Source organism: Nonomuraea phyllanthi (genome assembly GCF_006334985.2).
Lineage (GTDB): Bacteria > Actinomycetota > Actinomycetes > Streptosporangiales > Streptosporangiaceae > Nonomuraea > Nonomuraea phyllanthi.
Map to the genome: position 1 here is coordinate 1 of NZ_VDLX02000019.1, position 26,370 is coordinate 26,370.

At 69.0% G+C, this 26,370-nt stretch carries 19 protein-coding genes and 1 tRNA gene; 12 read left to right on the plus strand and 8 right to left on the minus strand.

All coding sequences use genetic code 11. The features are described from left to right. Positions 1 to 42 precede the first annotated feature (42 nt). On the minus strand, positions 43 to 429 hold the full coding sequence (locus FH608_RS38515; protein WP_226900272.1) for a DUF742 domain-containing protein: 387 nt from the start codon (positions 427 to 429) through the stop codon (positions 43 to 45). Then, the gene (locus FH608_RS38520; RefSeq protein ID WP_226900273.1) at positions 422 to 2,308 is read right to left on the minus strand and encodes a sensor histidine kinase; all 1,887 of its coding nucleotides are present in this window, start codon (positions 2,306 to 2,308) and stop codon (positions 422 to 424) included. The genes FH608_RS38515 and FH608_RS38520 overlap by 8 nt, the downstream gene beginning before the upstream one ends. 172 nt (positions 2,309 to 2,480) lie before the next feature. Here FH608_RS38520 and FH608_RS38525 point away from each other — a divergent pair, with 172 nt between their 5' ends. From FH608_RS38525 to FH608_RS38540, 3 genes are all read left to right on the plus strand, one after another. After that, positions 2,481 to 4,040 (plus strand): ABC transporter substrate-binding protein, encoded by a 1,560-nt coding sequence (locus FH608_RS38525; protein ID WP_139635348.1) that lies wholly within the window; start codon positions 2,481 to 2,483, stop codon positions 4,038 to 4,040. 178 nt (positions 4,041 to 4,218) lie between these two features. Next, entirely contained in the window at positions 4,219 to 5,013 is a 795-nt protein-coding gene (locus tag FH608_RS38535; protein ID WP_139635350.1) for an exodeoxyribonuclease III, read from the plus strand. A 90-nt stretch (positions 5,014 to 5,103) separates the two neighbouring features. Continuing rightward, on the plus strand, positions 5,104 to 5,337 hold the full coding sequence (locus tag FH608_RS38540) for a hypothetical protein (protein WP_139635351.1): 234 nt from the start codon (positions 5,104 to 5,106) through the stop codon (positions 5,335 to 5,337). Between the two features lie 57 nt (positions 5,338 to 5,394). Here FH608_RS38540 and FH608_RS38545 read toward each other — a convergent pair whose 3' ends face one another. Next, positions 5,395 to 6,342 (minus strand): cobalamin biosynthesis protein, encoded by a 948-nt coding sequence (locus FH608_RS38545; RefSeq protein WP_139635352.1) that lies wholly within the window; start codon positions 6,340 to 6,342, stop codon positions 5,395 to 5,397. Continuing rightward, complete coding sequence (locus FH608_RS38550) at positions 6,326 to 7,129, minus strand: phosphotransferase (RefSeq protein ID WP_139635353.1); 804 nt, start codon at positions 7,127 to 7,129, stop codon at positions 6,326 to 6,328. The genes FH608_RS38545 and FH608_RS38550 overlap by 17 nt, the downstream gene beginning before the upstream one ends. Before the next feature lie 214 nt (positions 7,130 to 7,343). Here FH608_RS38550 and FH608_RS38555 point away from each other — a divergent pair. Continuing rightward, positions 7,344 to 7,417: transfer RNA gene (locus tag FH608_RS38555), tRNA-Arg, on the plus strand. A 223-nt stretch (positions 7,418 to 7,640) separates the two neighbouring features. Here the strand turns inward: FH608_RS38555 and FH608_RS38560 are convergent. The 3 genes from FH608_RS38560 to FH608_RS38570 form a co-directional block, all read right to left on the minus strand. After that, positions 7,641 to 8,201: a tyrosine-type recombinase/integrase gene (locus FH608_RS38560; protein WP_394367727.1), complete on the minus strand. Its 561-nt coding sequence runs from the start codon at positions 8,199 to 8,201 to the stop codon at positions 7,641 to 7,643. Between the two features lie 99 nt (positions 8,202 to 8,300). Beyond that, positions 8,301 to 9,077 (minus strand): SMI1/KNR4 family protein, encoded by a 777-nt coding sequence (locus FH608_RS38565; RefSeq protein ID WP_139635354.1) that lies wholly within the window; start codon positions 9,075 to 9,077, stop codon positions 8,301 to 8,303. Positions 9,078 to 9,209: 132 nt separating this feature from the next. After that, entirely contained in the window at positions 9,210 to 9,698 is a 489-nt protein-coding gene (locus FH608_RS38570; protein ID WP_139635355.1) for a hypothetical protein, read from the minus strand. Between FH608_RS38570 and FH608_RS38575 the strand changes: the two genes are divergently transcribed. After that, positions 9,697 to 10,161 carry a hypothetical protein gene (locus FH608_RS38575; protein ID WP_139635356.1) on the plus strand — a complete coding sequence of 155 codons (465 nt, stop codon included), beginning with the start codon at positions 9,697 to 9,699 and terminating at the stop codon, positions 10,159 to 10,161. The genes FH608_RS38570 and FH608_RS38575 overlap by 2 nt on opposite strands. Before the next feature lie 129 nt (positions 10,162 to 10,290). Here the strand turns inward: FH608_RS38575 and FH608_RS38580 are convergent, their stop codons facing one another. Then, on the minus strand, positions 10,291 to 11,307 hold the full coding sequence (locus FH608_RS38580) for a LacI family DNA-binding transcriptional regulator (RefSeq protein ID WP_139635357.1): 1,017 nt from the start codon (positions 11,305 to 11,307) through the stop codon (positions 10,291 to 10,293). Between the two features lie 247 nt (positions 11,308 to 11,554). Here FH608_RS38580 and FH608_RS38585 point away from each other — a divergent pair, with 247 nt between their 5' ends. The 7 genes from FH608_RS38585 (at position 11,555) to FH608_RS38615 (ending at position 26,356) form a co-directional block, all read left to right on the plus strand. Continuing rightward, the gene (locus FH608_RS38585; RefSeq protein WP_139635358.1) at positions 11,555 to 13,039 is read left to right on the plus strand and encodes an ABC transporter substrate-binding protein; all 1,485 of its coding nucleotides are present in this window, start codon (positions 11,555 to 11,557) and stop codon (positions 13,037 to 13,039) included. Further along, entirely contained in the window at positions 13,036 to 14,007 is a 972-nt protein-coding gene (locus FH608_RS38590) for a carbohydrate ABC transporter permease (RefSeq protein WP_139635359.1), read from the plus strand. Before FH608_RS38585 ends, FH608_RS38590 begins: the two co-directional genes overlap by 4 nt. Next, positions 14,004 to 14,846 (plus strand): carbohydrate ABC transporter permease, encoded by an 843-nt coding sequence (locus FH608_RS38595; RefSeq protein WP_139635360.1) that lies wholly within the window; start codon positions 14,004 to 14,006, stop codon positions 14,844 to 14,846. Before FH608_RS38590 ends, FH608_RS38595 begins: the two co-directional genes overlap by 4 nt. Before the next feature lie 24 nt (positions 14,847 to 14,870). Further along, the gene (locus tag FH608_RS38600; protein WP_139635361.1) at positions 14,871 to 16,313 is read left to right on the plus strand and encodes a sulfatase family protein; all 1,443 of its coding nucleotides are present in this window, start codon (positions 14,871 to 14,873) and stop codon (positions 16,311 to 16,313) included. Positions 16,314 to 16,926: 613 nt separating this feature from the next. Then, positions 16,927 to 19,881, plus strand: coding sequence for an ATP-binding protein (locus tag FH608_RS38605; RefSeq protein WP_139635362.1), 2,955 nt, complete (start codon positions 16,927 to 16,929; stop codon positions 19,879 to 19,881). A gap of 80 nt (positions 19,882 to 19,961) precedes the next feature. Next, positions 19,962 to 20,150, plus strand: a complete 189-nt coding sequence (locus FH608_RS38610) for a hypothetical protein (protein ID WP_139635363.1) — start codon at positions 19,962 to 19,964, stop codon at positions 20,148 to 20,150. 17 nt (positions 20,151 to 20,167) lie between these two features. Continuing rightward, positions 20,168 to 26,356: a S8 family serine peptidase gene (locus tag FH608_RS38615; RefSeq protein ID WP_139635364.1), complete on the plus strand. Its 6,189-nt coding sequence runs from the start codon at positions 20,168 to 20,170 to the stop codon at positions 26,354 to 26,356. The last annotated feature ends 14 nt before the right edge of the window (positions 26,357 to 26,370 follow it).

A 26,370-nucleotide genomic window follows, 5' to 3' on the forward strand; every position in this document is an offset into this window, starting at 1 on the left:
CGGCGTTCGCGGCCGTGTACGGGCGGCTCAACCGCAGGGCGGTCACAGTGCCTTGAGCCCGCTGATGACCTCCAGCAGCACCTTCGCGTCGGGTGCGGGTGGCGGGTGCTCGACCTGCACGAGCTGCACGAGCTGCTGCGCGTGCAGGTCTCCGACCAGGACCCTGACCACGCCGATGGGCAGGCCCAGCTCGGCCGCCACGTCCACGAGCCTGGTGGGCCTGGTGCACTTCTGCAGGATGATCAGATGTTCCGGGCCAAGCCCCATCGGCGGCGTCAGGCCACCGGCGGTGATGATGACGGCGATGAGGTCGATGGCCTCGCTCGCCGGCACCGTACGGCCCCTGGTCAGCAGGTAGGCGGGGACGATGGGGCCGGCGTCCTCGTCCAGCCAGCGCTCGGTCCTGTCCGGCAGGCGGTCGTCAGTCACTTCGCACCACCCGCATGGGTCGAGCGGGCTCCTGCACGCGGGTCTCCGGCTCTGGCTCGGTCACGTGCTCTTCCGGGATCAACACGATCGCGGTGGTCCCTCCATATGGTGAACCGCGCAGCGTCACGCGGATGTCATGCCTGGCGGCCAGGCGGGAGACGACGAAAAGGCCGAGCCGGTCGCTGTCGGCGAGGTCGAACTCGGGCGGGCTGGCCAGCCGCTCGTTGAGCCCTTCCATGTCCTCCGCGCTCATCCCCATCCCGCGGTCCTCGACCTCGAAGACGAAGCCGCGGGCCGCCGCCTCGCCGCGCACGATGACCGGGGTGTGCGCGGGGGAGTAGACGGTGGCGTTCTCGATGAGTTCGGCGATCAGGTGGATCACGTCGCCCACCACGGGGCCGGCCAGGCGCCGGGCGGGCATCGGCTCGACGGTGACCCGCTGGTAGTCCTCCACCTCGGCGGAGGCGCCGCGGGCCACGTCCAGCAGCGGCACCGGCCTGCTCCAGCCGCGGCCCGGGGTGGCGCCCGACAGGATGATCAGGCCCTCGGCGTGGCGGCGCATGCGGGTGGTCAGGTGGTCGAGCTTGAACAGGTCGTCCAGCGCGTCGGGGTCGGTGGCCCGGTGCTGCATGTCCTCCAGCTGGATGCGCTGGCGGTGCAGCAAGGTCTGGCTGCGCCTGGCCAGGTTGCGGAACACGTGCCCGACGCCCTCGCTGAGCTGCGCCTGGCCGACGGCGGCCTCGACGGCGGTCTGCTGGACGGTGGAGAACGCCTGGCCGACGTCGTCGATCTCGACCGTGGTGCTCGCCACCGACAGCTCCGGCACGTCGACCGGCTCGCCCTTGCGCAGCTTGGCCACGACGTGCGGCAGCCGTTCCTGGGCCACCTCCAGCGCGGCCATGCGCAGCGCGCCGAGCTCCTTCGACAGCCGGTTGCCCATGCGCAGTGAGAACCCGATGGACACGATCACCAGCCCCAGCGCCGTACCGGTCAGCAGCAGCGCCCTGGACAGCACCTCGTCGGCGATGGGCTCGACCCGCGCGCTGAGCACCGAGCCGGCCCGCATCTGCGCCTCCTGGAACGACTTGGCCAGCGCCTCCGTGGTGCCGAGCCAGCCGCGCGGCGCCTGCCCGGCGATGATCTGGTCCTCCATCATCCGCATCCGCTGGTAGGCGGGGGAGGTGATCAGCGCCACCTGGGGGTCGCGCAGGCCCGGGTCCAGCTCGCCGAGCGCCTGGTCGACCAGGAAGCGCCGGTTGCCGGCCAGCTGCGTGAACAGCCTGCGCTCCGCGAGCGTGGTCGCCCCGAACGCGACCGCCTGCTCCCTGGTGAGCAGCTCCTTGGCGTAGCCCATGTCGATGACCACGCGGGACTGCTCGTAGATCGGGATGTCGTCGACCATGGCGACGCGCTTGTGCAGGCCGAACAGGGTGTCGGCGATCGAGCTGTACGCCTCCACGGTGTGCAGGCGGTCGGACAGGCCGAGGTCGATCTCGCCTCTGATCGCGTCGAGCCTGTCGAGCTGCGTGTTCACCGCGTTCACCTGTGTGCGGATCTCTTCCGATTCGTCCTTGGATGTGCTGGAGAGCTGCCTGAACCTGTCCCTGGCGTCGTCGGTACGGGCGCGCTGCGTGGTTACGGCGGACTTTTCCGCCGCGTTACGCAGGAGCTTGGCCGAGACGAGACGTTCACGCTGTATCTCGCTGGTCAGTTTGTACGCGGGAATGCGGAGGTTCGTCCAGAGTGTCTTATATTGGCGTAGCTCCAAGCTCTCACTGGCGGTGACGGCGGTGATGACCCCCCACAGCACCACCATGGAGGTCAGCGGCACCAGCAGTAGCCCGATGATCTTCATGCGGATCGTTCGGCTACGGCCCATGGCACCTCACTCCGGTCGGTCCCCTGCTGGCAACCCCGGACGGGACAAGCCCCGAGGATAGCAATTCGATCACCAGAATGCCCAATTTTTCGGGACTTTTGGACACCTGGGCGCCGAGCTTAGCGATCTTGGAGTAGGTTTCCGGGGTACATCGCTGACAGAGGGAGTTGCGTTGCGCCGTCGTCTCGCAGCGGCCGCCGCGCTGACGCTCCTCGCGGCCTGCTCGACGCCACCGGAGCCGCCGCAGGCCCCGGCGGGGGTGTCCCCGTTCGTCTACGTCAAGAACCTCGACATCATCACCGAATGGGACCCCGGCAAGTCCTACTCCAACGAGATCGTCGCCTTCCAGAACGTCTACGAGACGCTCACCCTCTGGAACCCCGTCACCAAGAAGGCCAGCCCCCGTCTGGCCACCTCCTGGCGCTCCTCGTCCGACGGCCGGACCTGGACCTTCACCCTCCGCCCCGGCGTGACCTTCCACACCGGCAGGCCGGTGGACGCTGCGGCCGTCAAGGCGTCGATCGAGCGCACCATCAGGACCAGGACGGGCGCCTCCTACATCTGGGACGCCGTCTCCTCCATCAGGGCCGCCGACCCGAGCACGGTCACCTTCTCGCTGAAGTACCCCGTCCCGCTGGACCTGGTGGCCTCCGCCGGGTACGCGGCCTACATCTACGACACCAAGGCGGCGCCCGACCTCCCGAAGTTCTTCGCCTCCGGCATGGACGCCGGCTCCGGCCCCTACACGGTGACGAAATGGCAGAAGGGCAAGGAGGATGAGCTCACCCTCAGCGCGTACGACAAGTACTGGGGAGGCTGGGACCGGCCGCACTACAACACGGTGAAGTTCCGCGTCGTGCCCGACCCCGACCGGGCGTGGCGGCTGCTGCGGCGCGGCGAGGTGAGCTTCGTGCCGCGGCTCAACCCGCGGCTGTTCGCCGAGGCCTCGGCCGCGCCCGGCGTCCGCACGGCGGAGCGCCCGTCGTTCCAGACGGCGATGATGCTGTTCAACACGGCGAGCGGCCCGATGCGTGACGTGCGCGTGCGCCGCGCCGTCCAGAAGGCCGTCGACTACCGGGGCCTGATCAAGCTCATGAAGGGCGCCACCGCCCCCGCCAGCGGCGTCATCCCCGAAGGGCTGGTGGGCCACGTGGCGGGGCGCGTCCCGCGCCAGGACCTCGAGGCCGCGACGCAGCTGCTGAACAAGGCGGGATACGGCCCGGGAGGGCGGCCGCTGCGGCTGCGGCTCACCTACGGCGAGGGCGACACGGACTGGCACCTGCTCACCACCAAGCTCGCCAACGACCTCCAACCGCTCAACGTCACGATCGACGCCCAGGCGATGCCCTGGACCGCCCAGTGGGAGCTGGGCAAGAAACGCGGCCAGGACATCTTCGTCATGTACTGGTGGCCCGACTACGCCGACGGCTACTCCTGGTTCGGCAACGTCTTCCACAGCGCCGACCCGCCCCAGTTCAACCTCACCTACCTGCGCGACAACAACCTGGACGCGCTGCTCGACACCGTGCCCGAGCTGTCCGTGACCGACAAGCCGGCGGCGCAGCGGGCGTATGAGCAGGCCACCAGGCGGGTGCTCGACCAGCGGGCGGCCGCCGCGATCCCGTGGGTGGTCAACTCGCAGCGGGCCTACCAGGGCGGCATCCAGGGCTACGACGACAACCCGGCCTACCCGGACGTGGTCTTCGTCTACGACCTGCGACCATCGGGCTGACCCGTCAGCGAACGCCGCCCTTGACGTTGCGGCGTTACGGCGGCCGGCCCCGCACACCTCATGACCGTCTCCCTGGACAGAGCCCGGCCACGTGCGGTGGGTGGGCCGGCCGCCCGAAGCGTAAAAGATGGGGGTGGAGCGGAAAGAGGCGCGCGGACCTCGGCCGTAGGGTGGGAGGGTGCGGCTCGCAACGTGGAACGTCAATTCCGTCAAGGCCCGGCTGCCCCGCCTCCTCGGCTGGCTGGCCGAGGCGAAGCCCGACATCCTCTGCCTCCAGGAGACCAAGTGCCCGGCGGAGGCGTTCCCCACGGCGGAGGTGGCCGAGCTCGGCTACGCCGCCGCGGCGCACGGCGACGGGCGCTGGAACGGCGTCGCGCTGCTGTCCAGGGTCGGCCTCGACGACGTGACGCTCAGCTTCCCCGGCGAGCCCGGGTTCGGGGAGCTCGACGGGGTGGGCGCGGCCACGGCCGAGGCCCGCGCGATCGGGGCGACCTGTGCGGGAATGCGCGTGTGGTCCCTGTACGCGCCCAACGGCCGGGCCGTGGACTCGCCGCACTACGCGTACAAGCTCGACTGGTTCGCCGCCCTGCGTGACGCCCTGGCGGACGAGCTCGCCATGCCCCTGGTGGCGTGCGGCGACTACAACGTGGCCCCGACCGACGCCGACGTGTGGGACCCCGCGCTGTTCGCCGGCGCCACCCACGTCACCCCCGCCGAACGCCAGGCCCTGGCCGAACTGCGGGCCCTGGGCCTGCATGACGTGGTGCCGACGCCGATGAAGGGGTCGCACCCGTTCACGTACTGGGACTACCGGGCCGGGATGTTCCACCAGAACAAGGGCATGCGCATCGACCTGGTCTACGCGAGCGCCGACGTGGCCGGGCGGGTGCGCTCGGCGTACGTCGACCGGGAGGCGCGCAAGGGCAAGGGGCCGTCCGACCACGCGCCGATCGTCGTTGATCTCGAGCCATAAATGAAATCACAAAACGCGGCCGCGCGAGTATCCTGAGTTCTCATATCTCGGGGGTGTTAGTTTTCTTCAAGGCCCACAGGGGGGATCTCCGTGGCACCTGCGGACGGTCGTATCATCCTCTTCATCATCATCGCGCTCGCCGTGTTCGCACTCGGGCGCCGGTTCCAGCACATGATCATTATGCGCCAGGTCTGGAAGCAGAGCGCCAAGCAGGTCATGGCCAGGAAGGAAAGCGCCAACAACGCCGCGAAGTCGATGATCGGGATCACCCTGGTCGCGATATTCGTCATCTGGTTGGTGCTCAACCTCAACCGCGTCATGTAATTGCCGTGCAATTGCGCGGCGGTCCGCAATCTTACCGAATACCTATTTGTGGCGGTTTCACGTGGCTTTGTAGCGATTTCGCAGAGCCCAGGCCGTCACCACGGCCACACCGGCGGCGGCCAGACTCACCGCGCGGGTCAGGCGCACGGCCCGGCGGATGTCCTTGACCGCGGGCGCCGGCCCGTCGCCCATGGACGGGCGGTGCTCGGTCCTGCCCTGGTAGACGTTCGTGCCGCCCAGGGTCACGCCGAGCGCGCCGGCGAAGGCGGCCTCGCACCTGCCGGCGTTCGGGCTGGGGTGGCGGTGTCCGTCCCGCAGGAGCATCGCGAGCGCGCCGCCGGGGCTCGGGCCGGTCAGGACCGTCAGCAGCCCGGTCACCCTGGCCGGAACGTAGTTCGCCACGTCGTCCAGCCGCGCCGCCGCCCAGCCGAAGCGCTCGTAACGGGGCGAACGGTGACCGACCATGGCGTCCAGCGTGTTGATCGCCCGATACGCCAGCAGCCCCGGCACGCCCGCCACCGCGCCCCAGAGGAGCGGGGCGACGACCGCGTCGGAGGTGTTCTCGGCCAGCGACTCGACCGTGGCCCTGGCCAGCTCGTCGGGGCCGAGGCGCGAGGGGTCGCGTCCGCACAGGTGGGGGAGCCGGGCCCTGGCACGCGCCAGGTCGCCGCTTTCGAGGGCGTCGGCCACATACTCGCCCTCGCGGGCGAGCGTGGTGCCACCCAACACGGCCCAGGTGGCGACAGCCGTGACAGCCGTACGCGTGGCGGCCGCAGGAGCGACGGGCAGCCGTCGCAGAAGGAGCCCCACCCCGGCAGCACCCCCGACGCACACGGCGACATGCACCACTCCGCGTGCCTTGCTGTCCGCGTACATGGACTTCTCCACCCTCGCCGCGATCCGCCCGAAAACGGCGACGGGATGGGCGGGGCTCTGCGGGTCGCCGATCAACCGGTCGAGGGCCATCCCGAGGGCGAGCCCCAGCGGGTCACACCAGGTGGGCATGGAGCTCGTCTTCGTACGTGTCCAGCCAGGCAGCCGCCCGGCGGATGCGCTCGCCCGCGCCGCCCGCCCACATCTTCGCCCAGCCGCCGCCCGTGGAGGCGCGGGTGCGCATGACGTCGTAGGAGCGGTGGAAGCGCAGCCGGGCGAGGTCGAGCAGGCGGCGGCGGTCGCGGGGCGGGACGCCGTACGCGTCGCAGAACAGCCGCAGACGTTCGCCGACGTCGAGGTCGCGGAGGAGCGGGTGCCGGTCGACGGGGTCCGCGATGGGGGCCCAGTGGCGGAGCGTGGTGACGATGTCGAAGAGCCGGGTCGTGGGCCGGGCCAGATCGAAGTCGATGAGCGCGCGGGGGACGGCGGCGGGGCCGCCGTCACCGTCGTGCCGAAATATCACGTTATCTGGCGTTAAATCACAATGCCCAATGACTTCCGGCGCTTTGTCATCATTCGACCCGTACGCCCACCCCTCGAGCGTCAACGGGAACCCAGCGGTTGCATCGTGAAACTCCCGCACCAGCACCGCCAGCCCGGCCAACGCCTCATCCGTCACGCTCTCGAGCCGCACCCCGGTCGTGCCCGGCACGTACGTGAGGATCTCCCGCCCCAGCCCGTCCATCCCCACCACCCGCGGCGCCCCCTCGAACCCCACGGCTTCGAGGTGCCTGAGCAGGGCGTGCACGGCGGGCGTCGACGTACTGGCCGGTCTCCGTACGGTGTCACCGACCCGCACCACCCCGTCAGTCACGTCCCCGCCCTGCAGCGGAATTTCATGCAGGAGCGTCGCGACCATGGCACGAGAGCTTAAACCCTCCCGCCCCACGAGGAGGAGCAAGCCGAAGAAAGAGGTCAGACCGCCCCCCACAGACCCGCCGGACCACCCGGCCCGGACCCTGGCCACGACGGTCGTGGGGACGCCTGCCCCGGGGAGTGTGATCGGCCTGACAGACTGACACGAGGAAAACCTGTGCATGACAAGTCGCCGGATCATGCACAATAAGGCGGGAGCGCCCTTAGCTCAGCTGGATAGAGCATCGGACTTCTAATCCGACGGTCGCAGGTTCGAATCCTGCAGGGCGCGCTGTCGAGACCAGGCAATCCATGGGTTGACCTGGTCTTTTGCATGATCGCCCCGGTTGGCCCGTAGGCAGCGGGAGGCGGCCGGAAGCAGCCCTGTGCCACTGTTCACGGAACATACGCGGAATGCTGGCAGTCACGTTTTCCCAGGTCGGCGTGGGAGTTTCGAGGCCCGGAACGGCGAAAGGACCCCGAGGTGTCCCGGGGATCCTGCCGTAGCTCCTGTGTCACGCCGCGAGCGCTTCCAAGATGCGCTGGTTAGTGATCTCCTGTTGGCCGTCGATGCACTTGGCGTAGACGCGGAGCATCACGTCCACGGCGTGCCCCGCTCTCTCGGCCGCTTTCGGGGCGTGCATGCCCGCGTTGAGCCAGAGCGACACGGCCGCGTGTCGGAGGTCGTACGGCCGGCCCGCCAGGGGAGAGGGGACCTGGTCAGGCGTGAATGCGTACGTCCGAGCTTCCTGCCAGACCTTCGCGTACGCCGAGCCCGAGATCACACCACCAGTGCGCGTACGGAAGAGCCGGCCATCCTCGCCGACTCCGAACGCCGCAATGTGATCCCGGAGGATGGCCACCAGTTCGGGCGGGATGGGCACGGCGCGCGTGTGTTTGACGTCCCGATGCTTCAGCCCGCGCTCGTCGTGGGCCTGCCCCGAGTCGGTGAACCGCCTGTTGCTCTGTGGCCTGGTCTTCTCCAGCGTCAGAAAACCCCAGCCCTTCTCTGGGAGCTGGCAGTCCTTCTGCCGCAGTCCCGCCGCCTCTGCCGGGCGAAGACCTCCGAAGTACATGCTGGTCGCCATACATGGTCGGGGGCGATCGAAGGTCCAGGGCTTCGTCCCTCAGCCCCGGCCGACCGGTCAGCGTGGCTGATCACCGCCTGACACGAGCTAGTACGGGATCTGGTCCAGGGCGTCGCCATCCAGTACGACTGGTGGTTCCCCACTGGGGTCGTTCCTCGGGATGGCGGGATGGTCGAACCAGCTGTACCCGTTGACCCATCCGTCGAACCACTCGGCCAAGGACGGGGCGATGGTCACGATCCCGACCTCGGGCGACTGCTCTTCGGGAAAATCCCACGCGTCGCCATCCCAGAGACAGACGGGGTTCCCAGGTTGAGCGAGCGACATGTACCAGTACATTGAGCAACCAGCAGCCACAAGGGGGAATCCCAGTACGCTACTGAGTTCTGGACGTTCCTCATATCTTCCGAGCGCGTCCGGGCCCACCCCGTATGCCTGGTGCCCGCCGGGTGGAAGGCCCAAGAGCTCGTAGGAGGGGCCGAAACCGCCGTTGCTCACCTCGGTATAGACCCGCCGAAGGAGATCGGGTAACGCTTGGCCGATGCGTTGCTCACAGGCGCGCAAGTCCGCCTCTGATATCGGCGGGTACGGGGGTTCGTGTGGGACGTTTCTGAAGTACTTGACGGCTTCGGGAGCCCCGGACACCAAGCCGGCTTCCAGATGATCTGCAGGGTCCGCGCCCCAGTAGAGGCTGGCCACGCTGCCGTCTTCATTGGGTGGTTGCCGGTAATGGCAGATGCGGCTTGTGACGTCTTCGCCGTACTCACGTTTGAGCCACCACACGGGGACATAGACGGCGTCTTCTCGTCGGGCGGGGTCCCAGGCACGCCGACGAATGCGCTCGATCAGATCGTCATGTGACATGGGCGACAGAATGACATCCCCCGATGGCCATGGAAGACGCGAACAGAGAGATCCCAGAGCACGTGTGTGCAGAGTTTCTGCCGTCGTACCTACCAGTGGATTCGCAGGGATAAGGCAACCGACCCTTCGGAGCTACCTACGACGTTGGCGCCACTCGGTCGGCCACTGGCCGTGCTCCTTCAAGAGCCGTTTCGCAGTGTGCTGTGTGGCTTGAACTCTGGACCGCCCGACAGCGATTTCCCTGAGCAGCTCGGCGAAGAGCCCGACTTCATCAGCGATGATCCACGGCAGGGCCAGCGAGATCCAGTACTCGGACGGCCCCGCGAGCGCGCACTGGATAACCACCTGCAACACCTCAGCCAAGTCGGGATCACCAGGACCGAGCGCCTCCCGGGCTCGCCTCTCCACCTCCTCCCGAGGCCGCTCCAGCAGCGGCAAGAGCCATAACCGCGAGAAAGCTATGGGTTTGTCCACTCCGGTGTTTCGGGACTCGACGTTCCAGGTGGCCCCGTCGACGAGCACCAGCCACGGACCATCCGGCTTCACCGCCAGAACCCTGCGCACGGAACCGGTCTCCATGTCCACCAGCTTGGCACGCCACCTCGGCAAGATCCGGAACATGCACGGAATGATCAACAAAGGCGGAGCCGCTACTATACGAGTTTCGCAGCTCAGCGACCGAGCGGCGCACAATGAAGACGATCCACTTCTAATACCGCTGTGCGGCGGCGTAGCGGCCGGCGTCGTGGCTGGTCCGTCCGGCCAGTGCGGCGAGGTCGGCGGCAGCGGCGAAGACCCTGGCGCGGAGACCGGCGGGGACGCCGTCTTGGATACGGTGAGTCACATCACTGAGCTGGCCGATGATCGAGGTGCGGTACAGGGCGCCGCCGTGGGCGGATTCCAGGCGCGCGAAAGCTTCGGTGATCTCTTCGAGGGCAGCGACGGTGACGGTGTCGAACCCGGCTTGGCGGCGGCTCAGTGGGCAGGCTGTGGTGTCGAGCAGGTGCGCGGCGGCGGCGACCAGCGGGGTCCGACGATGAGTTCAAGGACTTCACGGCGATCGAGCAGCAGCAGGTCCATCTGAGTCCACCCGGCCAAAGTCTCAGCGGCCGGTTCCCGCAGGAGCGGTAGTTCGATCGTATCCAGCGGCAAGGGCTGCTCCCCGCTCATCCACCGCCGCACCCCGCGTGGTGTCGGGGTTGACCTGTGAGTGTCACCGTCCGGCCGGCGCGGAGGCGGTGGAAGCGCGATAGACCATGGACACGGGGAGCACGACATCCTCCGGCGTTGTGCTCCTCGACGCGATGCGATCGAGGAGGAGGCGGACGGCGGCCGCTCCGGTGTCGAAGAACGGCATGTGGACGGTCGTCAGCGGAGGGATGGTCCGGGCGGCGACCGGATGGTCGTCACAGCCGACGACCGAGCAGTCGTCGGGGACCTGACGCCCTCGCTCGTGCAGCGCGTTGAGCACGCCGACCGCCATGAGGTCGTTCTGCACGTAGATCGCGGTGATGTCGGAGGCTCGGTCGAGCAGCCGGTGGGTGGCGGCGTACCCGCCCTCGACCTCCCATTCGCCGTCCTCGACGAGGAGGGGATCGTGGGGCAGGCCGTGTTCGGCCAGTACCTGCCGGTAGACGGCGGTGCGCTGCTGCGCGCTGTGACGCTGCTGGAAGCCGGTCACCGTGGCTATCCGGCGATGGCCGAGCGAGAGCAGGTGGCGGACCGGGAGCGCCGCGGTGCCCTCGGACTCGGCGCCGACGATCGGGACGCCGCCGCCGGCGATGTCGTGCAGGCTGACGGAGGGAGGGCCGGTGCGCAGCAATCGCCCGACCTCCTCATCCTCCTCGGTCGCCGGGGCGTTCATGATGATCCCGTCGACCCGGCGCTCCATCAGCACGCGCAGATAGCGCACGCAGTCCGAGCCGTCCGGTTCGAGGCTGCTGAGGATCACGCTGAGGCCGTGCCGCCGTGCTTCGCGCTCGATGCCGACGAGGGACAGGGCCGGCGTCGTGTTGCTGAAGTCGACCGTGATCACTCCGAGGGTCAGCGAACTGCGTGACTGCAGGCTGCGGGCCAGCGCGTTGGGGACGTAGCCGATCTCCTCGGCTGCCTCGATGATGCGCTGCCGGGTGGCGGGGGAGACGGCCCCCTTGCCGTTGAGCACCTTGCTCACCGTCTGGAAGCTGACGTTGGCGCGCGCGGCGACGTCCCTGAGCGAGACACTGGCCACAGCGTAACCTCCGATAAGCGAACGTTCGCATCGGCTGGCGATGCCTCACTACCATACAGCGCTCCCGCCCCATCGCCAGGCGGAAACAGCTTCTCGATGCGCGGGGGTTGACGGAGCCGCGTGGGGTGGCACAGCATAGGCGAACGCTCGCCTTCGAGGCTGGAGCCCTTGCCCCAGGCTCGGAGTCCTGACATTCGCCCCCCATCTCAGGTCCCGCATCAGTCCCGGCGGGAAGGAGAGGACCCCCATGACGACGTTCGGCCGCCGGCGATTTCTCGGACTGTCCGGCGCCGCTCTCGCGGCCGCCCTCGGCGTCGCCGGGTGCACCCGTACCTCGCAGAAGGAGGCCGCCACGGCGGCCGGCGGCGACGTGATTCGCTGGTGGGATCACTTCCAGCCGCTGCAGCCGCTGAACGAGCGGATTTTCGCCGAGTACGGCAGGGCGCACCCCGGCGTCCGGGTGGAGCACGAGGTGTACAACCCGAACGAGATGGGCCAGGCACTGCAGCTGGCGTTCAAGAGCAACCAGATCGCCGATGTGCACTCGATCGCCGGCATGGGAACGTCCGAGGCGGCTCTGGTCGCGGACGGCTGGTTCTCGCCGCTGGCGGGACAGGATGCGATCCGTGCGAATCTCCCCGCCGACAGCCTGCTCGAAGGGCTGCACGTCTTCGACGGCAAGCTCCACACCTTCCCCCTCTTCAGCTCCCGGCAGTACGCCACGCTCAACTGGTTCAACCGCGAGCTGGTCGAGAAGGCCGGTGGCGATCCTGACAAGGGCCCGGCGACCTGGGACGCGTTCCGCTCCCTCGCCGCGCGGATCACCAAGGCGGGCGGCGGGCGGGCGTACGGCTGGATCCAGGGCCTGCAGTTCCACGAGCGGCTGCAGACCCACGTGACCGAGCTGGCGATGTCCGCCGGAGCTCCGCTCGCCATGGCCGGGGCGAGCGGGATGGGACTGGTGGACCCGAAGACCGGCGAGTACGCCTACGCGAGCGATCCGTTCGTCCACGCGTTGGAGTTCCTGCTGTCGCTGGTCCGTGACAAGGTCGTCTTCCCCGCCTCGACCTCGCTGGATGCCAGGACCGCCCGGGCCAGGTGGGCGACCGGGGTGGCGGGCATGTTCTTCGACGGGTCGTGGAACGTCGGCGTCGTCAACGGGCAGTTCAAGCAGTTCATCGACAAGGTCGGGGTCGGCTCCATCCCGTCACCTGAGGGCGAGCCGGTCCTCTACGGTGCTCCAGCCCCTGGGCAGCTGTTCGTGTCGAGCCAGTCCGAGCACGTGGAGGTGGCCTCGGACCTGCTCGCCCGGCTCACCAGCCCTGAATACCACAAGGGGCTCGCCACGTTCATGGATCAGGTGCCGCTCGACCTGGACGCCGTGGCGACGGCGGACGTGCACCCGACGTACAAGCGCGCGGTCGAGCTGTTCGGACAGACCGTACGGCTCGCGCCCAGCCCTGTCGCCCGCAACTCCGCCGTCGCGCAGGTGCTGAGCGAGATGAAGCAGCCGAGGCCCACGCTCGGCGAGATCACTCAGGGCATCCTCAGCGGTGAGGTCACCGATATTCGCAAAGCACTGCGCGAGCACACAGGAAAGCTCACCGCCGAGCGGGAACGGGCCACGCGGGTCGTGTCGGGCAAGGGCGTCAAGGTGAGCCTGGACGACTGGAAGTTCGCGAACTGGCAGCCGGGCGAGGACTACACAGCGAAGATGTACCAGGCGTCATGAACATCGTGACGCGAGAGGGCGCGGTGACGGTGAGCGGCCCGGCGGTCCCGGCCCGCCGCCGACGGCTCGCCACCAGGATCTGGTCGGAGCGGTGGGCCTACGTCTTCCTGCTGCCCACCCTGCTGTTGTTCGGCCTGTACACGGTCTGGCCGATCATCTCCAGCCTGTTCTACTCGATGCTCGACTGGAACGGGCTGGGCGCCGAGCGGTCGTTCGTCGGGCTGGCCAACTACCGTGAGGCGCTCGCCGACCCGCTGTTCTGGAAGTCGCTCGGGATCACCCTGGTGATCATCGCGGTGACCGTGCCCGTGCGGGTCGGGCTGGGCCTGCTGGTCGCGCTCGTCCTGAACAACCCGAGGCTGCCGCTCGCCAAGCTCTTCAGGACCGCGCTGTTCGTTCCCGTGGTGACGACGACGGCGATCATCGGCGTGGTCATGGGGTTCATCTTCGACCCCGCCGGCGGCCCGGTGAACCAGTTGCTGCTCGACCTCGGGATCGTCGACCAGCCGGTCGACTTCCTGGGGGACCCGGGATCCTCCTTGTGGACCGTGATGGGCGTGCACATGTGGAAGTGGCTCGGCATCACGCTCGTCTACTGGCTCGCCGCCCTGCAGACGATCCCGGCCACGGTGTACGAGGCCGCGAGGACGGACGGCGCGGGCGGCTGGGCGTCGCTGCGTTACGTGACGCTCCCGATGCTCAAGCCCTTTCTGCTCATCATCGTTCTCCTCACGGCCATCGAGACCATGCAGATCTTCGACCTGGTCCTGACGATGACCAACGGCGGGCCGTACTTCTCCACTCTCACCTCGGAGGTCTACATCTACCAGCAGGCCTTCGCCAGCTCCACGCCTCGGCTCGGGTACGGCGCGGCGCTCGGCGTGCTGTTCGGGCTCGTCACGCTCGCCTTCACCGCGATCCAGGCCATCGGCATCCGCTACGCCAACCGCGCCAGGAGCACGTCATGAGGGCCGCCGTCAATCGCCGCCGTCTGGGAATCTGGGCACAGGTCATCGTGCTCGCCGTCATCTGCCTGGTGTGGGTCTACCCGTTGTTGTGGATCGTCTCGGCCTCCCTGAAGGATTCGCTGGGCGTCTTCTCCGGAGGGCTCGGCCTCATCCCCGAGTCGACGCACTTCGAGAACTACGCGCGTGCCTGGGAGGACGCCCACTTCGGGCTGTACACCGTGAACAGCGTGGTCGTCACCGTGGGAACGGTGGTGCTGGTCGTCCTGCGCTGCGCCCTGGCCGGTTACGTCATCGCCCGCCGCGACTTCATCGGCAAGCGCGCGGTGGTCGCCGTGCTGGTCGCGACGCTGTTCGCACCGCACGGGCTCACCATCATCCCGGTGGTCGAGCTCAGCGACCTCATGGGACTGCTGAACTCGCGCACGGGCATCATCCTCGCCCTCGCGGGCAGCGGCCACGTCGCCGCCGTCCTGCTCTACGCCGGCTATTTCCGCCGCATCCCGCGTGAGCTCGAAGAAGCGGCGGTCATGGACGGGGCGGGCTTCCTGCGTACGTTCTTCCGGGTCATGTTGCCGCTCGCGGGCCCGGTCACCGCGACGGTGAGCGTCATGACCTTCCTGGCGGCCTGGAACAACTTCTTCCTGCCGCTGGTGTTCACCTTCAGCCGCCCCGACCTGCGCCCGCTCTCGGTGGGCATGCTCGCCTTCCGCGGCACCAATTCCACCGACTGGTCCGGCCTGGCCGCCGCGGGCACCATCTCCTTGATCCCCCTGCTCCTCGTGTTCCTCGTGCTCCAGCGCTACTTCGTCGAAGGTGTCGCAGGGGCCGTGAAGTCCTGACGCGCCCAACCTCGAATGAGAGAAATGAACCAACCGAACATCCTGCTCATCTGCACCGACCAGCAGCGCTTCAACGCGATGGGCGCCTACGGCAACGACGAGATCGACACGCCCAACCTCGACCGGCTGGCGAACCAAGGCGTGCTGTTCGAGAACTGTTACGTACAGAGCCCGGTCTGCGGCCCCTCCCGCGCCAGCCTCATGTCCGGCCGCTACGTCCACGCGCACGGCGCCTGGGCGAACGGCGTCGGGTTGCCCGCGCACGAGCACCTGTTCTCGCGTACCCTGGCCGACCACGGCTACGACTGCGGCCTGGTCGGGAAGTTCCACGCCGGCGGCGCGTGCTTCGGCGGCCGTCTCGAGCCGCGGCTGGACGACGGCTTCCGCGTGTTCCGATGGGCGCACGACCCTTACCCCGGGTCGTCCGAGAACGCCTACCACCGGTGGTTGCGGGCCGTACGGCCGGACCTGTACGAGGCCGCCGCGAAGGCCGGGACCGGGACCATATTCGACAGCCTTCCGACGGAGTTCCACTACAGCCGGTGGATCGGTGACGAGACCATCGACTACCTGCTGCGCTCACGCGACGCGGACAAGCCGTTCTTCTTCGTGGCCAACTTCTTCGACCCGCACCACGGGTTCGGCGCGCCCAAGGAGTACGTCGACCGTTACCGCGGCAAAACTCTGCGGCCACCGATCACCCGGCCCGACGAACTCGCCGGGAAGCCTCCCGTGCTGACCGAGGCCTCGCACCGCTCCTACGCCGGCCACGCCCGCGGCTACACGGAGTACACCGAATCCGAGCTCCACGACGTGAGAGTCAACTACTACGCCATGGTGAGTCTCGTCGACGACGAGGTCGGCCGGATCCTCGCCGCTCTCGACGAGGCGGGCCTGGCCGACGACACACTGGTCGTCTTCACCAGCGACCACGGCGAGATGCTCGGTGATCACCAGCTCATGCTGAAAGGCCCGATGATGTACGAGTGCGCCGTACGCGTGCCACTCGTCATGCGCTGGCCGGCCGGATTGCCCGCCGGGGAGCGCCGGGCCGAGCTGGTCCAGTGGATCGACCTGGCGACAACCTTCGTGGCGGCCGCCGGCGCGCCGCCGCTTCCCCGCGGGCAAGGGCTGAACCTTCTGCCGCTGGCCCGCGGCGATCAGGACGCGCCGATAAGGGACTGGGCGCTCTGCGAGTACCGCAACAGCGGCCACCCGTACAAGGAGCCCGTGCACACCACGATGCTGAGGCACGACCGCTGGAAGGTCGTCGTCTACCATGGCGCGCCGTCCACGACTCGAGCGCGCTCCGGCGAGCTGTACGACCTGGAGGCCGACCCGATCGAGCTGGACAACCTGTGGGACGACCCGGCCTATGCGAGGGTACGGCTCGAGCTGCAGGAACTGCTGCTCGACGTCCTGGTCGCCACCGAGGATCGCAGCCGGCCGCGGGAAGCGTACTGGTGAGGGCGCCCGGCTCGGCCGCGCCCCGCGCCCGCCTCGGCCTGCCCGCGGCCGACAGGGCCAGGGCGCGGGCCCAGCCGATCCGCGCCGCGGGGCCGGGGTTGCGGGCGGCGTACCGCGAGAGGTGGCCGAGCAGTCGTCGGACGACGGGCCGGTCCTGGGCGGTGCCGGCTGCGGCGCCCGCGCCGGCGGTGTCCCGGAGGAGCTCGCGCGGCGATGGCGAGCAGGCGCGGCTCCTGGATCGTGCGGCAGAAGGTCATACAGAAGAGACGGAGTGTCACGAGCCTCGATCATGCCCGACCCAGGCCACGGCTCCGCCCAGGAGGCCAAGACAAACCCGCAGCTCACGACCGTGAACGGGAGTATTGACGCCCTTCACCCTTTACGAGGCCCACTTCGATGAGTATCGCCCGCATCGCTCCCCGGGCCACGCAGCCCCGCTGCGAGCCCTTCCCGACCCGGTCGAGGACGATACCAAGGTCATTCGGCGTGACCGCCTCGGCGGGCTGATCCACGAATACGCGCAGGTCGCATAGGGCGGCCGAGACCTTGGCACCCACAGGATCCCAACGGGCGGGCAGTTGCGCCCGAGCATCGAAAGGCGAGATCATCACGCATGCTCGACCCCTTGCCCGAGGACGACGGAACTTCACCGACGGTCTCTACGCCGCATTTCGTGGGTCGTGATCGGGAGATGGCGGCGCTTCGGGTCGCCTTGGCCCGGCCACCGGCGATCGTGCTGGTGGAGGGCGAGGCGGGGATCGGGAAGAGCCGGCTGCTGCGAGAGTGGTTGGCCGCGCCGGACCAGCGCACTGCCTTGGTCTCGGTGTGCCCACCGCTTCGCGAGTCGCTGACGTTGGGGCCGATCGTCGACGCGTTCCGTGGGATCGACCGCCCGGTGTCGCGATTGCGGCTCACCGAGCTTGCGGGTGCGTTACGGCCCCTGTTCCCTGAATGGTCCTCGGACCTGCCGCCCGCATTGCAGCCTCTGGACGATGCGAAGGCGGCACGGCATCGCCTGTTCCGCGCCCTGGACGAGCTGCTGCGGGCTCTGCGTGTCGACGTTCTCGTGCTCGAGGACGCTCACTGGGCCGACGAGGTGACCTTGGAGTTCCTGCTGTTCGTCGCCTCCCGACAGCAATCGGACGGGCCAAGCCTCGTGATCTCCTATCGGCCGGAGGAGGTGGACGCCGGATCGCTGTTGCTGCGGCTGACGTCCCGGTTGCCTGCCGGCGTGACCCAGCTGAGGATCGCCCTGGCGCCGATGCGGCCCAACGACACGGCAGCGCTGGTGTCCTCGATGCTGGACGGCAAGCCGATGTCGCAGGAGTTCACCACGTTCATGCACGAGCGGACCGGTGGCGTTCCTCTGGTGCTGGAGGAGTCGGTCCGCCTCATGTGCGACCGTGCCGACCTCGTCTTCCGCGACGGACAGTGGGTCCGGCTGAAGCTGCGCAAGCTACAGGTGCCACCAACGGTGCGCGACTCCACCCGGGAGCGGGTGGGCCGTCTGTCGCCGACGGCGCAGCAGGTGTTGCGAGCCGCGGCCACGTTGGCTGAGCGGTCATCGGTGGCCACGATCGCGATGACCGCCGGCCTGTCACCAGCTGTGTGTCGAGGCGCTGTCGCGGAGGCGGCCGACGCCGGCGTCCTGGACGGAGACGACCGCGGCCAGTGGCGATTCCGGCATGTGCTGGCCGCCACGGCTGTCTACGAAGCGATCCCGTTGACCGACCGCAGACACTTCCACCTGCTGGCCGGCCGCGCCTTGGAGGACATCCATCCGCCGCCTGTCGCACGCCTTGCCCACCACTTCCGTGAGGCCGGCGAGACGCGGTCGTGGGCGCGGTACGCCGAGCAAGGTGCCGAGTTGGCCATGGCCTCGGGTGACCACACCAAGGCGGTCGACTTGCTGGTCGATCTGTTTTCGTGGTCCGAGCTGGCGCCGGCGGATCGGGCACGAGTCGCGCGCATCGCCGGAGTAGCCGCACTGGGCCGTCGTGAACCGGTCGACGAGGTCTACCACCGCGTGATCCGTACCTTGCGCTCGGTGCTGGAGACCCCCGGTCTCTCCGCCCGCCAGCAGGCGGAGATCCGCAACCCCCTGGGTCGGCTCCTGATCATCGGGGGTGAGGCGCAGGCCGCACTCAGCGAGCTCGAGCAAGCGGTGGCCAACCTCGACCATGACCCGGTCGAGGCGGCTCGGGCAATGACCTATCTAGGATGGGCCTATGCGGGACCGTGGCCGGCGTCGACCCATCGGCGCTGGCTGGATCGCGCCGCCGAGCTCACCGCCGAAGTCGATTCTCCCGCAGAGCGGCTGAACCTGGCCGGCAACCGAGCCGCTGCGTTGCTCATGCTCGGCGAAGAGGAGGCCTGGGACGTCGTCGCTGACCTGCCCATCGACGGCGCGGCCTCGGCGGAGCGTCTCGACGTGGCCCGCATCCACACAAATGTCGGGACCGGCGCACTGATCTGGGGTCGGTACGCCGACGCGGAAGAACACCTCGCCGTGGCCATGCGCCTTGCCGAGGCCGAGCAGGCGTCCCGGCTGCAACACAACGTCCGGCTCGAACAGGCCAACCTGGCGTGGTTCACCGGCCGCTGGGAGGGTCTCGCGGAGAGAAGCGCGGCACTCGCCGATGCCGACCGGGACCGGCCGGCGTACTACCTCGGCTGCATTCGCCTCGCGGCCCGGCTGGCAGCCGCAGCCGGACGGCGGCGCGCCGCGGGGGAGCAGTTCCGGCTGGTCCTTGAGGAGTCTGCCCGTCTCGGCGCAGCCGACGACACGATGGAGGCCGCCGCTGCGCTGGCCAGGCTGTGGCTGACGGACGGAAACAGCGGCCGGGCGCTGCAGATCACGAACGAGCCGATGGACACAGTCCGGAGAAAAGGCATCTGGGTCTGGGCGGCGGACCTCGTCCCCGCCCGGATCGAGGCGCACCTCGTCGCGGGCGACCTGAAGGCCGCGACACGTCTGGGCGACCAGTTCGCCAGAGGACTGCGTGGCCGCACAGCGCCCGCGCCTCGCGCCGCCCTCACCGTATGCCGTGCTCTGCTGGTCGCCGCAGCCGGAGACCACGCCCGCGCGGCGAAGGCGTACGACCGGGCGGCGCGTGCCTGGGACGCGTTGCCGCGCCCCTACGACGCCATGCTCGCCCGCGAGCGTCAAGCCGAGGCGCTCATGGCGCAAGGCCAGATCGAACAGGGCCTAGAGCTGCTGGCCGCACAGTACGAACAGCTGTTCAGGCTCGGAGCCCGCGGCGATGCGGACCGCGTCGCACAGCGGCTTCGCGAACACGGCGCCGAGGTTCCGCGATTGTGGCGCGGCGGTCGACGGGGGTACGGCGACCGGCTCTCACCTCGTGAGCTCGACGTGGTCCGACTGGTTGTCGCCGGCAAGACGAACCGGGAGATCAGCCGGATTCTGGCCAAGTCACCGGCCACGGTGGATCAACAGCTGCGTGCGGCGATGCGCAAGTTGAAGGTGAGTTCCCGGACCGCGCTCGCGGTCAAGGCGGTAGAGGCCGGAGTGTTCGCAGAAGAGGATTCCCTCGACGGCCTGTCGTGAAAATTGACGTATCCGCCGGATAGCGAAGGTTGCTCGTCACCCCGAGCATGGCTCCATGATCCATGGCCCTAGGGCAGTGCATGCCTGAGCGACCTATCGCGCGTGACGACTCCGTCATCGAGCACCAGCAACCACTTGAGCTGTCGCGCGAGCCGCGCGTCAGCACCCCCGACGGCCCTGAGGCCCCTGGTGCCCCCGACGCCCCCGACGCCCGGGATGCCGGCGATGACGGCGATGACGAGAGCCACGACCCCTACCAACCCCTGTAGGCCGGAGGACCCCCCACGTGAGACTGAAAGCCCTCGTCGTTTCGCTGGCCGTGGCGGTCGGCCTGAGCATGATCTCGCCACCACCGGCGTCGGCCGCTGAGCCGGATCCCGGTGCACCCGCCAACAAGATCGCGTCGGACCTGAAGGGCCGTTTCCGCACGGAGCCGGTCTCCGACTTCTGGATCACGTTCGACACCAAGGCCGACCTCGCGCCGGCGAAGAAGATCGCCGACTGGACCGCTCGCGGTCAGTTCGTCTACGACGCACTGAAGGCCGCGGCCAAGGCCTCCGCGGCGTCCGTCTCCGCCGAACTCGACGCGGCGGGCGTGAAGTACACGTCCTACCCGCTCGTCAACGCCGTGCTCGTCAAGGGCGGCACGCAGAAGCTCGCGCTCGACGTCGCCTCGGTCGGGCAGGTCGCCGAGATCCATGCGTCGCCGCAGGTCGCGCTGGTCGAGCCCGTGGACGAGAAGACGCCGGACGACCAGGCCGCCCGCCCCGCCGCCCCCGCGGACGCCGCCGAGGACGGCACCGTCTCGTGGGGTCTGGACGCCATTCACGCCCCCGAGGCCTGGGCCATGGGGGCCACCGGTGCGGGCATCACCGTGTCCAACCTCGACTCGGGCGTTCAATTCGACCACCCCGCCCTGATGCACCAGTACCGCGGCGCGAAGCCCGACGGCACCGTCGACCACAACTACAACTGGATGGCCACCCGGGGCACGTGCACCGGCGCACCGTGTGACGACAACGGACACGGCACGCACACCATGGGCACCATGGTCGGCGACGACGGCACCAACCACGTCGGCGTCGCCCCGGACGCGCAGTGGATCGCGACGAACGGCTGCTGCGACAGCACCGGCGTCGAGTCGTTGCTCAAGTCCGGCTGGTGGTTGCTCGCCCCGACCGACGTCCACGGGAACAACCCCGACCCGTCCAAGCGCCCCCATGTCATCAACAACTCGTGGGGCCAGAACGTCGAGCACAACTTCGACGACTTCTTCCAGGCCATCGACGAGGCCTGGAGCGCCGCGGGCATTTTCAGCGTCTGGTCATCGGGCAACACCTCGCCGTACGCGGCCTGCGACACCGTCTCCTCGCCCGGCTCCGCCGAGAGTGCCTACTCGGTCGGCGCCTACGCGTCGAACGGCACGCTCGCGTTGTTCTCCCGCAAGGGCGAGGGTGAAGGTGGCCGGATCAAGCCCGAGATCTCCGCGCCGGGCGTCGCCGTCCGCTCGTCCTACCCGAACGACAGTTACACCGAGATGTCCGGCACATCGATGGCGGCTCCCCACGTCGCCGGCGCCGTCGCCGGCCTGTGGAGCTACGACCCGACCCTCATCGGGCAGGTCGAGGAGACTCGCCGCCTGCTGGCCGAGTCGGCCGTCGACGTCGACGACACCGAGTGCGGCGGCACCGCCGACTTCAACAACAAGTACGGCGAAGGCCGGCTCGACCTCGTCCGCCTGCTCAAGCTCGCACCCCGGCAGGGCGGCACCCTCACCGGTGTCGTCACCGCCAACGGCGCTCCCGTCCCCGCCGTCGACGTGACGATCAGCGGACCGTTCAGCCGGTCCATCGGGACCGACAAGGACGGCCGGTTCACGATGAATCTCCCGGTCGGCGACTACCAGATCAGCACCAACGTCTTCGGGTACCTGACCGCGACCGCGAGCGCCACGATCGCCCTCGGCCAGGACACCTCGGTCGAGATCGCGCTCACCGCCGCCGCGCGCCACGACATCAGCGGCAGGGTCATCGACGACAAGAAGCAGCCCGTCCCGAACGCCGACGTCTCCGTCAAGGACACGCCGCTGGACGCCGTGCGCACGGACGCCAACGGCGCGTTCACGATCGCCGGTGTGCCGGAGGGCCAGTACGGGCTCGCCGTCACGCCCAACGCCTGCTTCTCGCCGACGCTTGTCCCGCTGACCGTCGGTGCCGAGAACGAGCCGCTGGAGATCCCGATCGGGCTCGTCGTCGACAAGGGCGGCTACAGCTGCGCTGTCTCTGAGGGGGAGTACCTGCGCGGCACCGACCCGGTCGCGTTCAAGAGCGGCGTGTGGGCGACGGTGAACCTGCCGTTCCCGATCGCGCTCTACAACGGCAGCCACGACACCCTCGGAATCAGCCTGCGCGGCGTGATCTCCCCGGACACCTCCACCGGACCCGGCACCGGCGGTGCGGGCGTCTTCCCGTTCTACGTCCCGTCCCCCGTCGAGTTCGCCTCCGGCGGGGGAGTCTTCACGACGGCCACCAAGGTCGACGGCGAGGACGCGTTCGTCATCGAGTTCCGCAACGCCAAGATCTGGGCCTACCCGATCCGGTCCGAGTACACGGAGCCGGTCAGCTTCTCGGCCACGCTCACCCGCTCGGGCAAGGTGATCTTCGGGTACGGCGACGGCATCGGGACCGACGACCCGGTGACCGGCGGCGCCCGCACCATCACCGGCATCCAGGGCTGGGCCGGTGTGGACGGCATCCGGTTCTCCGACAACGTCCCGGTGCTCCACGACGGGATGATCGTCACCTACGACCTTCCGGACTGGGGCTACCTCGACGCGACCGTCGTCGACAAGAACGACGGGCTGCCGGTGTCCGGGGCCAAGGTCTCGCTCACCGGCAAGAACGGCCTCGTCGAAAGCGTCACGACCAACGGGACGGGCGTCGTGCACCGCCAGCTGCCGGTCGGCGGCTACACGATGACCATCGAGGCGCCGAACTACGTGACGGGGTCGTACGACTTCACCCTCGACAAGCTCTTCGCGAAGGCGACGATCGACGCGCGCCTCACCACGGGCGTCGCCGGCCTGCAGGTGAGCGGCCTCGACGCCGTGATGGGAACCGACCAGAACGGTGCGGGCTCGCTGACGCTGACCAACACCGGTTCCGCCCCGCTCACGTACGACCTGGGCGAGGCCGCGCGCCACCCCGAGCTCGACGCCGCCGGCGCCACCACGCGCACCGGGACGGGTGCGGACAGCACGATCGACCTCACCGCGTGGAAGGCCGGTGCGAGCGGCATGAAGCCGTCGAACGTCGACGGCAAGGCTGCGACGGCGAGCGCCGCGGAAGCGAAGGCGGCCGGCAAGGTCGGCACGACCTCCGGCGGCGACGTCATCACCCGCATCGAGATCCCGGGCACGATCGCGGAGAAGGAACCCTCCGGCATCGGGTACGACGGCGACGTCTGGGTCCACGACTACAACGCGCGGACCAACACCGCCTACACCGTGACGGGCAAGCCGACCGGCAAGGTCTTCGACGCCTCGTGGAACCCCAAGTACCGGGCGTTCGACATGGCGCTCGACACCAAGACCGGTGACATGTGCCAGATGGAGGACAGCCCGGCCAGCTACATCCACTGCTTCGACCGGGAGACCGGCAAGGAAACCCGGCAGATCAAGGGTGACTGGTCCACGCTGCAGCTGACCGGACTCGCCTACAACCCCGCCGAGGACGTGTTCTACGTCGGCGGCCGGGCGAACGGCCTGATCGGAACCGTCGCCGGGACGTCGCACGACAATGCGGGTGCGCTGCTGTCCTTCTGCGCCCCGCCGCTGCCCGAGGTGATGGGCCTGGCCTACAACCAGGCCTCCGACACCATCTGGTACACCGACCTCACCTCGAACAGGCCCACCCGCCTGCTGCAGGTCGACCCCGACGACTGCTCGCTCGTCAACGCGTGGTGGTTCCCGGGCCAGAAGGCGGGCCAGGGTGGCGGCCTCGAGACCGACTCGACCGGGGCGCTGTGGGCGGCGGACCAGATCGCCGATGACGTCGTGCTGGTCGACGTCGAGGACGACCTGCTCACCGACCTGCCCTGGCTGTCGCTCTCCTCGACCGGCGGCACCCTCGCCCCGGGCGAGTCGACGACGGTCAAGGTCTCGATCTCCTCGAAGGACGCCGACCCGGGCACTCTCGGCGCGAACATCGTCGTGTTGTCCGACTCCGGACGGCAGCCCAAGACCTACGTCCCAGTGACGCTCACGACCACGAAGTACCAGGTCGGCGTCAATGCCGGCGGCCCCTCGTTCACCGACGCCTCCGGCTACACCTGGTCCGGCGACCAGGCGGCCGGTGACGGGGCGTGGGGCTACGCCGGGAAGGGCAAGACGATCTACGCGGGCGCCGCGATCGAGGGCACCGAGGACGACGCGCTGTTCCAGTCCCAGCGCACCACGCCGGGCAAGGACCTGGTCTACACGTTCCCCGACGCGCCGAAGGGCACGTACGCCATCGACCTCGGGTTCGCGGAGATCGAGCAGGTGAACCAGGGCAAGCGGGTGTTCGACGTCCTCGTCGACGACGAGCTGACGCAGTACGCCTACGACCCCGTGAAAGCCGTCGGCCCGAACACCGCCGACTGGCACACCGCCGTCGTGCAGCACGACGGCGGGCCGCTGACCGTGGAGCTGAGGGGCAGCAAGGGTCTGCGGGCCCCGAGCATCGCGGCGCTGCGCGCGACGCTCGATCCGCGCGGAGACAAGGCGGAGCCGGAGCCCCAGCCCGAGCAGCCGGAGCCGGGCCCCGTGCCCGTGTCCCCCGCCGGTCGCTCGTACTCGATGAAGGTGACCGACGGGCTCTACCGCCAGGGTACGAAGGAGTCCGGGTGGCACGGCGATGACGTCTGCGGCGTGCTGTGGTTCGACTCCAGCTTCCTGTTCCCGTTCTACGACACGGCCTGGGACGGCGTGTGTGTGACGACGAACGGCGCGCTGGTCTTCGACCGGGCCAGCTCCCTGGGGAACAACACGGCGCTGCCGTCGCCGTACGCGTTCGACGCGGTCTTTCCGTTCTGGGACGACCTGGTCGTCGACAACGAGGCGGGCATCTACTTCGGCACCACCGAGGTGGACGGCCTGGCCGCTGAGGTCATCGAGTGGCGCAACGCCACCTTCGACAGCGACAGGACGGCCCGGGTGAGCTTCTCGGTCACCCTGATCGCGGACGGCCGCATCCAGATCGGGTACGGCGACGGCATCGGCGGCGACAACCCCGTCACCCGCGGGTCGTCGGCAACGGTCGGCCTGGAGAGCCTGACGCGCAACCCCGCCAGCCAGTACTCCTTCAACCAGCCCATCCTGACGGCCGGTCTGGGGCTGGAGTACACCCTCCCGGCTGCGGGCACGATCGAGGGCACGGTCACCGACGCGAACGACGGCAAGCCGATCGCGGGCGCGATCGTCACGCTCAGGGGGCCGAGCGGTGACCGGGTCATCACCGCCGACGAGAAGGGCCGGTGGAAGGCCCAGGCACTGGTCGGCGAGAACACCGTGCAGGTCTGGGCACCGAACTACGTCACGGCCGGCCACCCCGTGACCATCGCCAAGAAGGATCAGGCCGAGGTGGTTGACGCGGCGTTGACCACGGGCGTCGCAACCGTCACGGGAGGTGACCTCGACTGGCTCCTCGGCCCGGACCAGAAGGCGACCGCCGACGTGACCGTGACCAACACCGGCTCCGCCCCGCTCGAGGTGCGGCTCAGCGAGCAGAAGCGCACCAGCGACGGCGGGCACGAGGCCGCCGACCTTCCGTGGCTGACCCTCACGGGCGCAGCCGCGGCCGGCACGGTCAAGCTCGCGGTAGGCGAGTCCACCACCGTCACGGCGACGGCCGACAACGCCGCCGTCGAGCCCGGCGTGCTCGTCGGGGACGTGCTCGTGGCGTCGAACGCCGGCAAGGGCGAAGCCCAGCTCAGGCCGGTCCGCCTGGCGACCTCGGCCTACTGGCAGGGCGTCGACGTGGGCGGGTCCGGGCACGTCGGTGCCGACGGCTTCGTCTGGTCGCCCGACCAGGAACTCGGCTCGCGGCCGTGGGGCTACGTCGGCGGCAGGGCGCGTGCCACCAAGGCCGACATCGGCGGCACGGAGGACGACGACCTGTTCCGCACCCAGCGGACCGGCGACACGTTCGCCTACGTGTTCAAGAACGCGCCCGCCGGGACGTACCGAATCGGCCTCGACTTTGCGGAGATCGAGAAGGTCAAGGCCGGCAAGCGTGCCTTCGATGTTCTGGTCGACGGCAAAGCCGTGCTCCACGACCACGACGTGCAGAAGAAGGTGGGTGCGCTGACCGCGGACGTGAACACGGTCACCGTCGAGCACGGCGGTGGCGATCTGAAGGTCGAGCTTCGCCGCGAGATCGGCGAGCGCGACCCGATCCTCAACGCCCTGAAGGTCCAGCAGGACCCGCGCCTATGAGATAGCCGACCAAT

Bases quoted from the DNA above. Each gene is read 5' to 3' on its own strand.
- FH608_RS38520 (WP_226900273.1), bottom strand. From the start codon at position 2,308: ATGGGCCGTAGCCGAACGATCCGCATGAAGATCATCGGGCTACTGCTG.
- FH608_RS38545 (WP_139635352.1), bottom strand. From the start codon at position 6,342: ATGCCCACCTGGTGTGACCCGCTGGGGCTCGCCCTCGGGATGGCCCTC.
- FH608_RS38550 (WP_139635353.1), bottom strand. From the start codon at position 7,129: ATGGTCGCGACGCTCCTGCATGAAATTCCGCTGCAGGGCGGGGACGTG.
- FH608_RS38560 (WP_394367727.1), bottom strand. From the start codon at position 8,201: ATGTACTTCGGAGGTCTTCGCCCGGCAGAGGCGGCGGGACTGCGGCAG.
- FH608_RS38565 (WP_139635354.1), bottom strand. From the start codon at position 9,077: ATGTCACATGACGATCTGATCGAGCGCATTCGTCGGCGTGCCTGGGAC.
- FH608_RS38575 (WP_139635356.1), top strand. From the start codon at position 9,697: ATGCACGGAATGATCAACAAAGGCGGAGCCGCTACTATACGAGTTTCG.
- FH608_RS38570 (WP_139635355.1), bottom strand. From the start codon at position 9,698: ATGTTCCGGATCTTGCCGAGGTGGCGTGCCAAGCTGGTGGACATGGAG.
- FH608_RS38585 (WP_139635358.1), top strand. From the start codon at position 11,555: ATGACGACGTTCGGCCGCCGGCGATTTCTCGGACTGTCCGGCGCCGCT.
- FH608_RS38590 (WP_139635359.1), top strand. From the start codon at position 13,036: ATGAACATCGTGACGCGAGAGGGCGCGGTGACGGTGAGCGGCCCGGCG.
- FH608_RS38595 (WP_139635360.1), top strand. From the start codon at position 14,004: ATGAGGGCCGCCGTCAATCGCCGCCGTCTGGGAATCTGGGCACAGGTC.
- FH608_RS38600 (WP_139635361.1), top strand. From the start codon at position 14,871: ATGAACCAACCGAACATCCTGCTCATCTGCACCGACCAGCAGCGCTTC.
- FH608_RS38605 (WP_139635362.1), top strand. From the start codon at position 16,927: ATGCTCGACCCCTTGCCCGAGGACGACGGAACTTCACCGACGGTCTCT.
- FH608_RS38610 (WP_139635363.1), top strand. From the start codon at position 19,962: ATGCCTGAGCGACCTATCGCGCGTGACGACTCCGTCATCGAGCACCAG.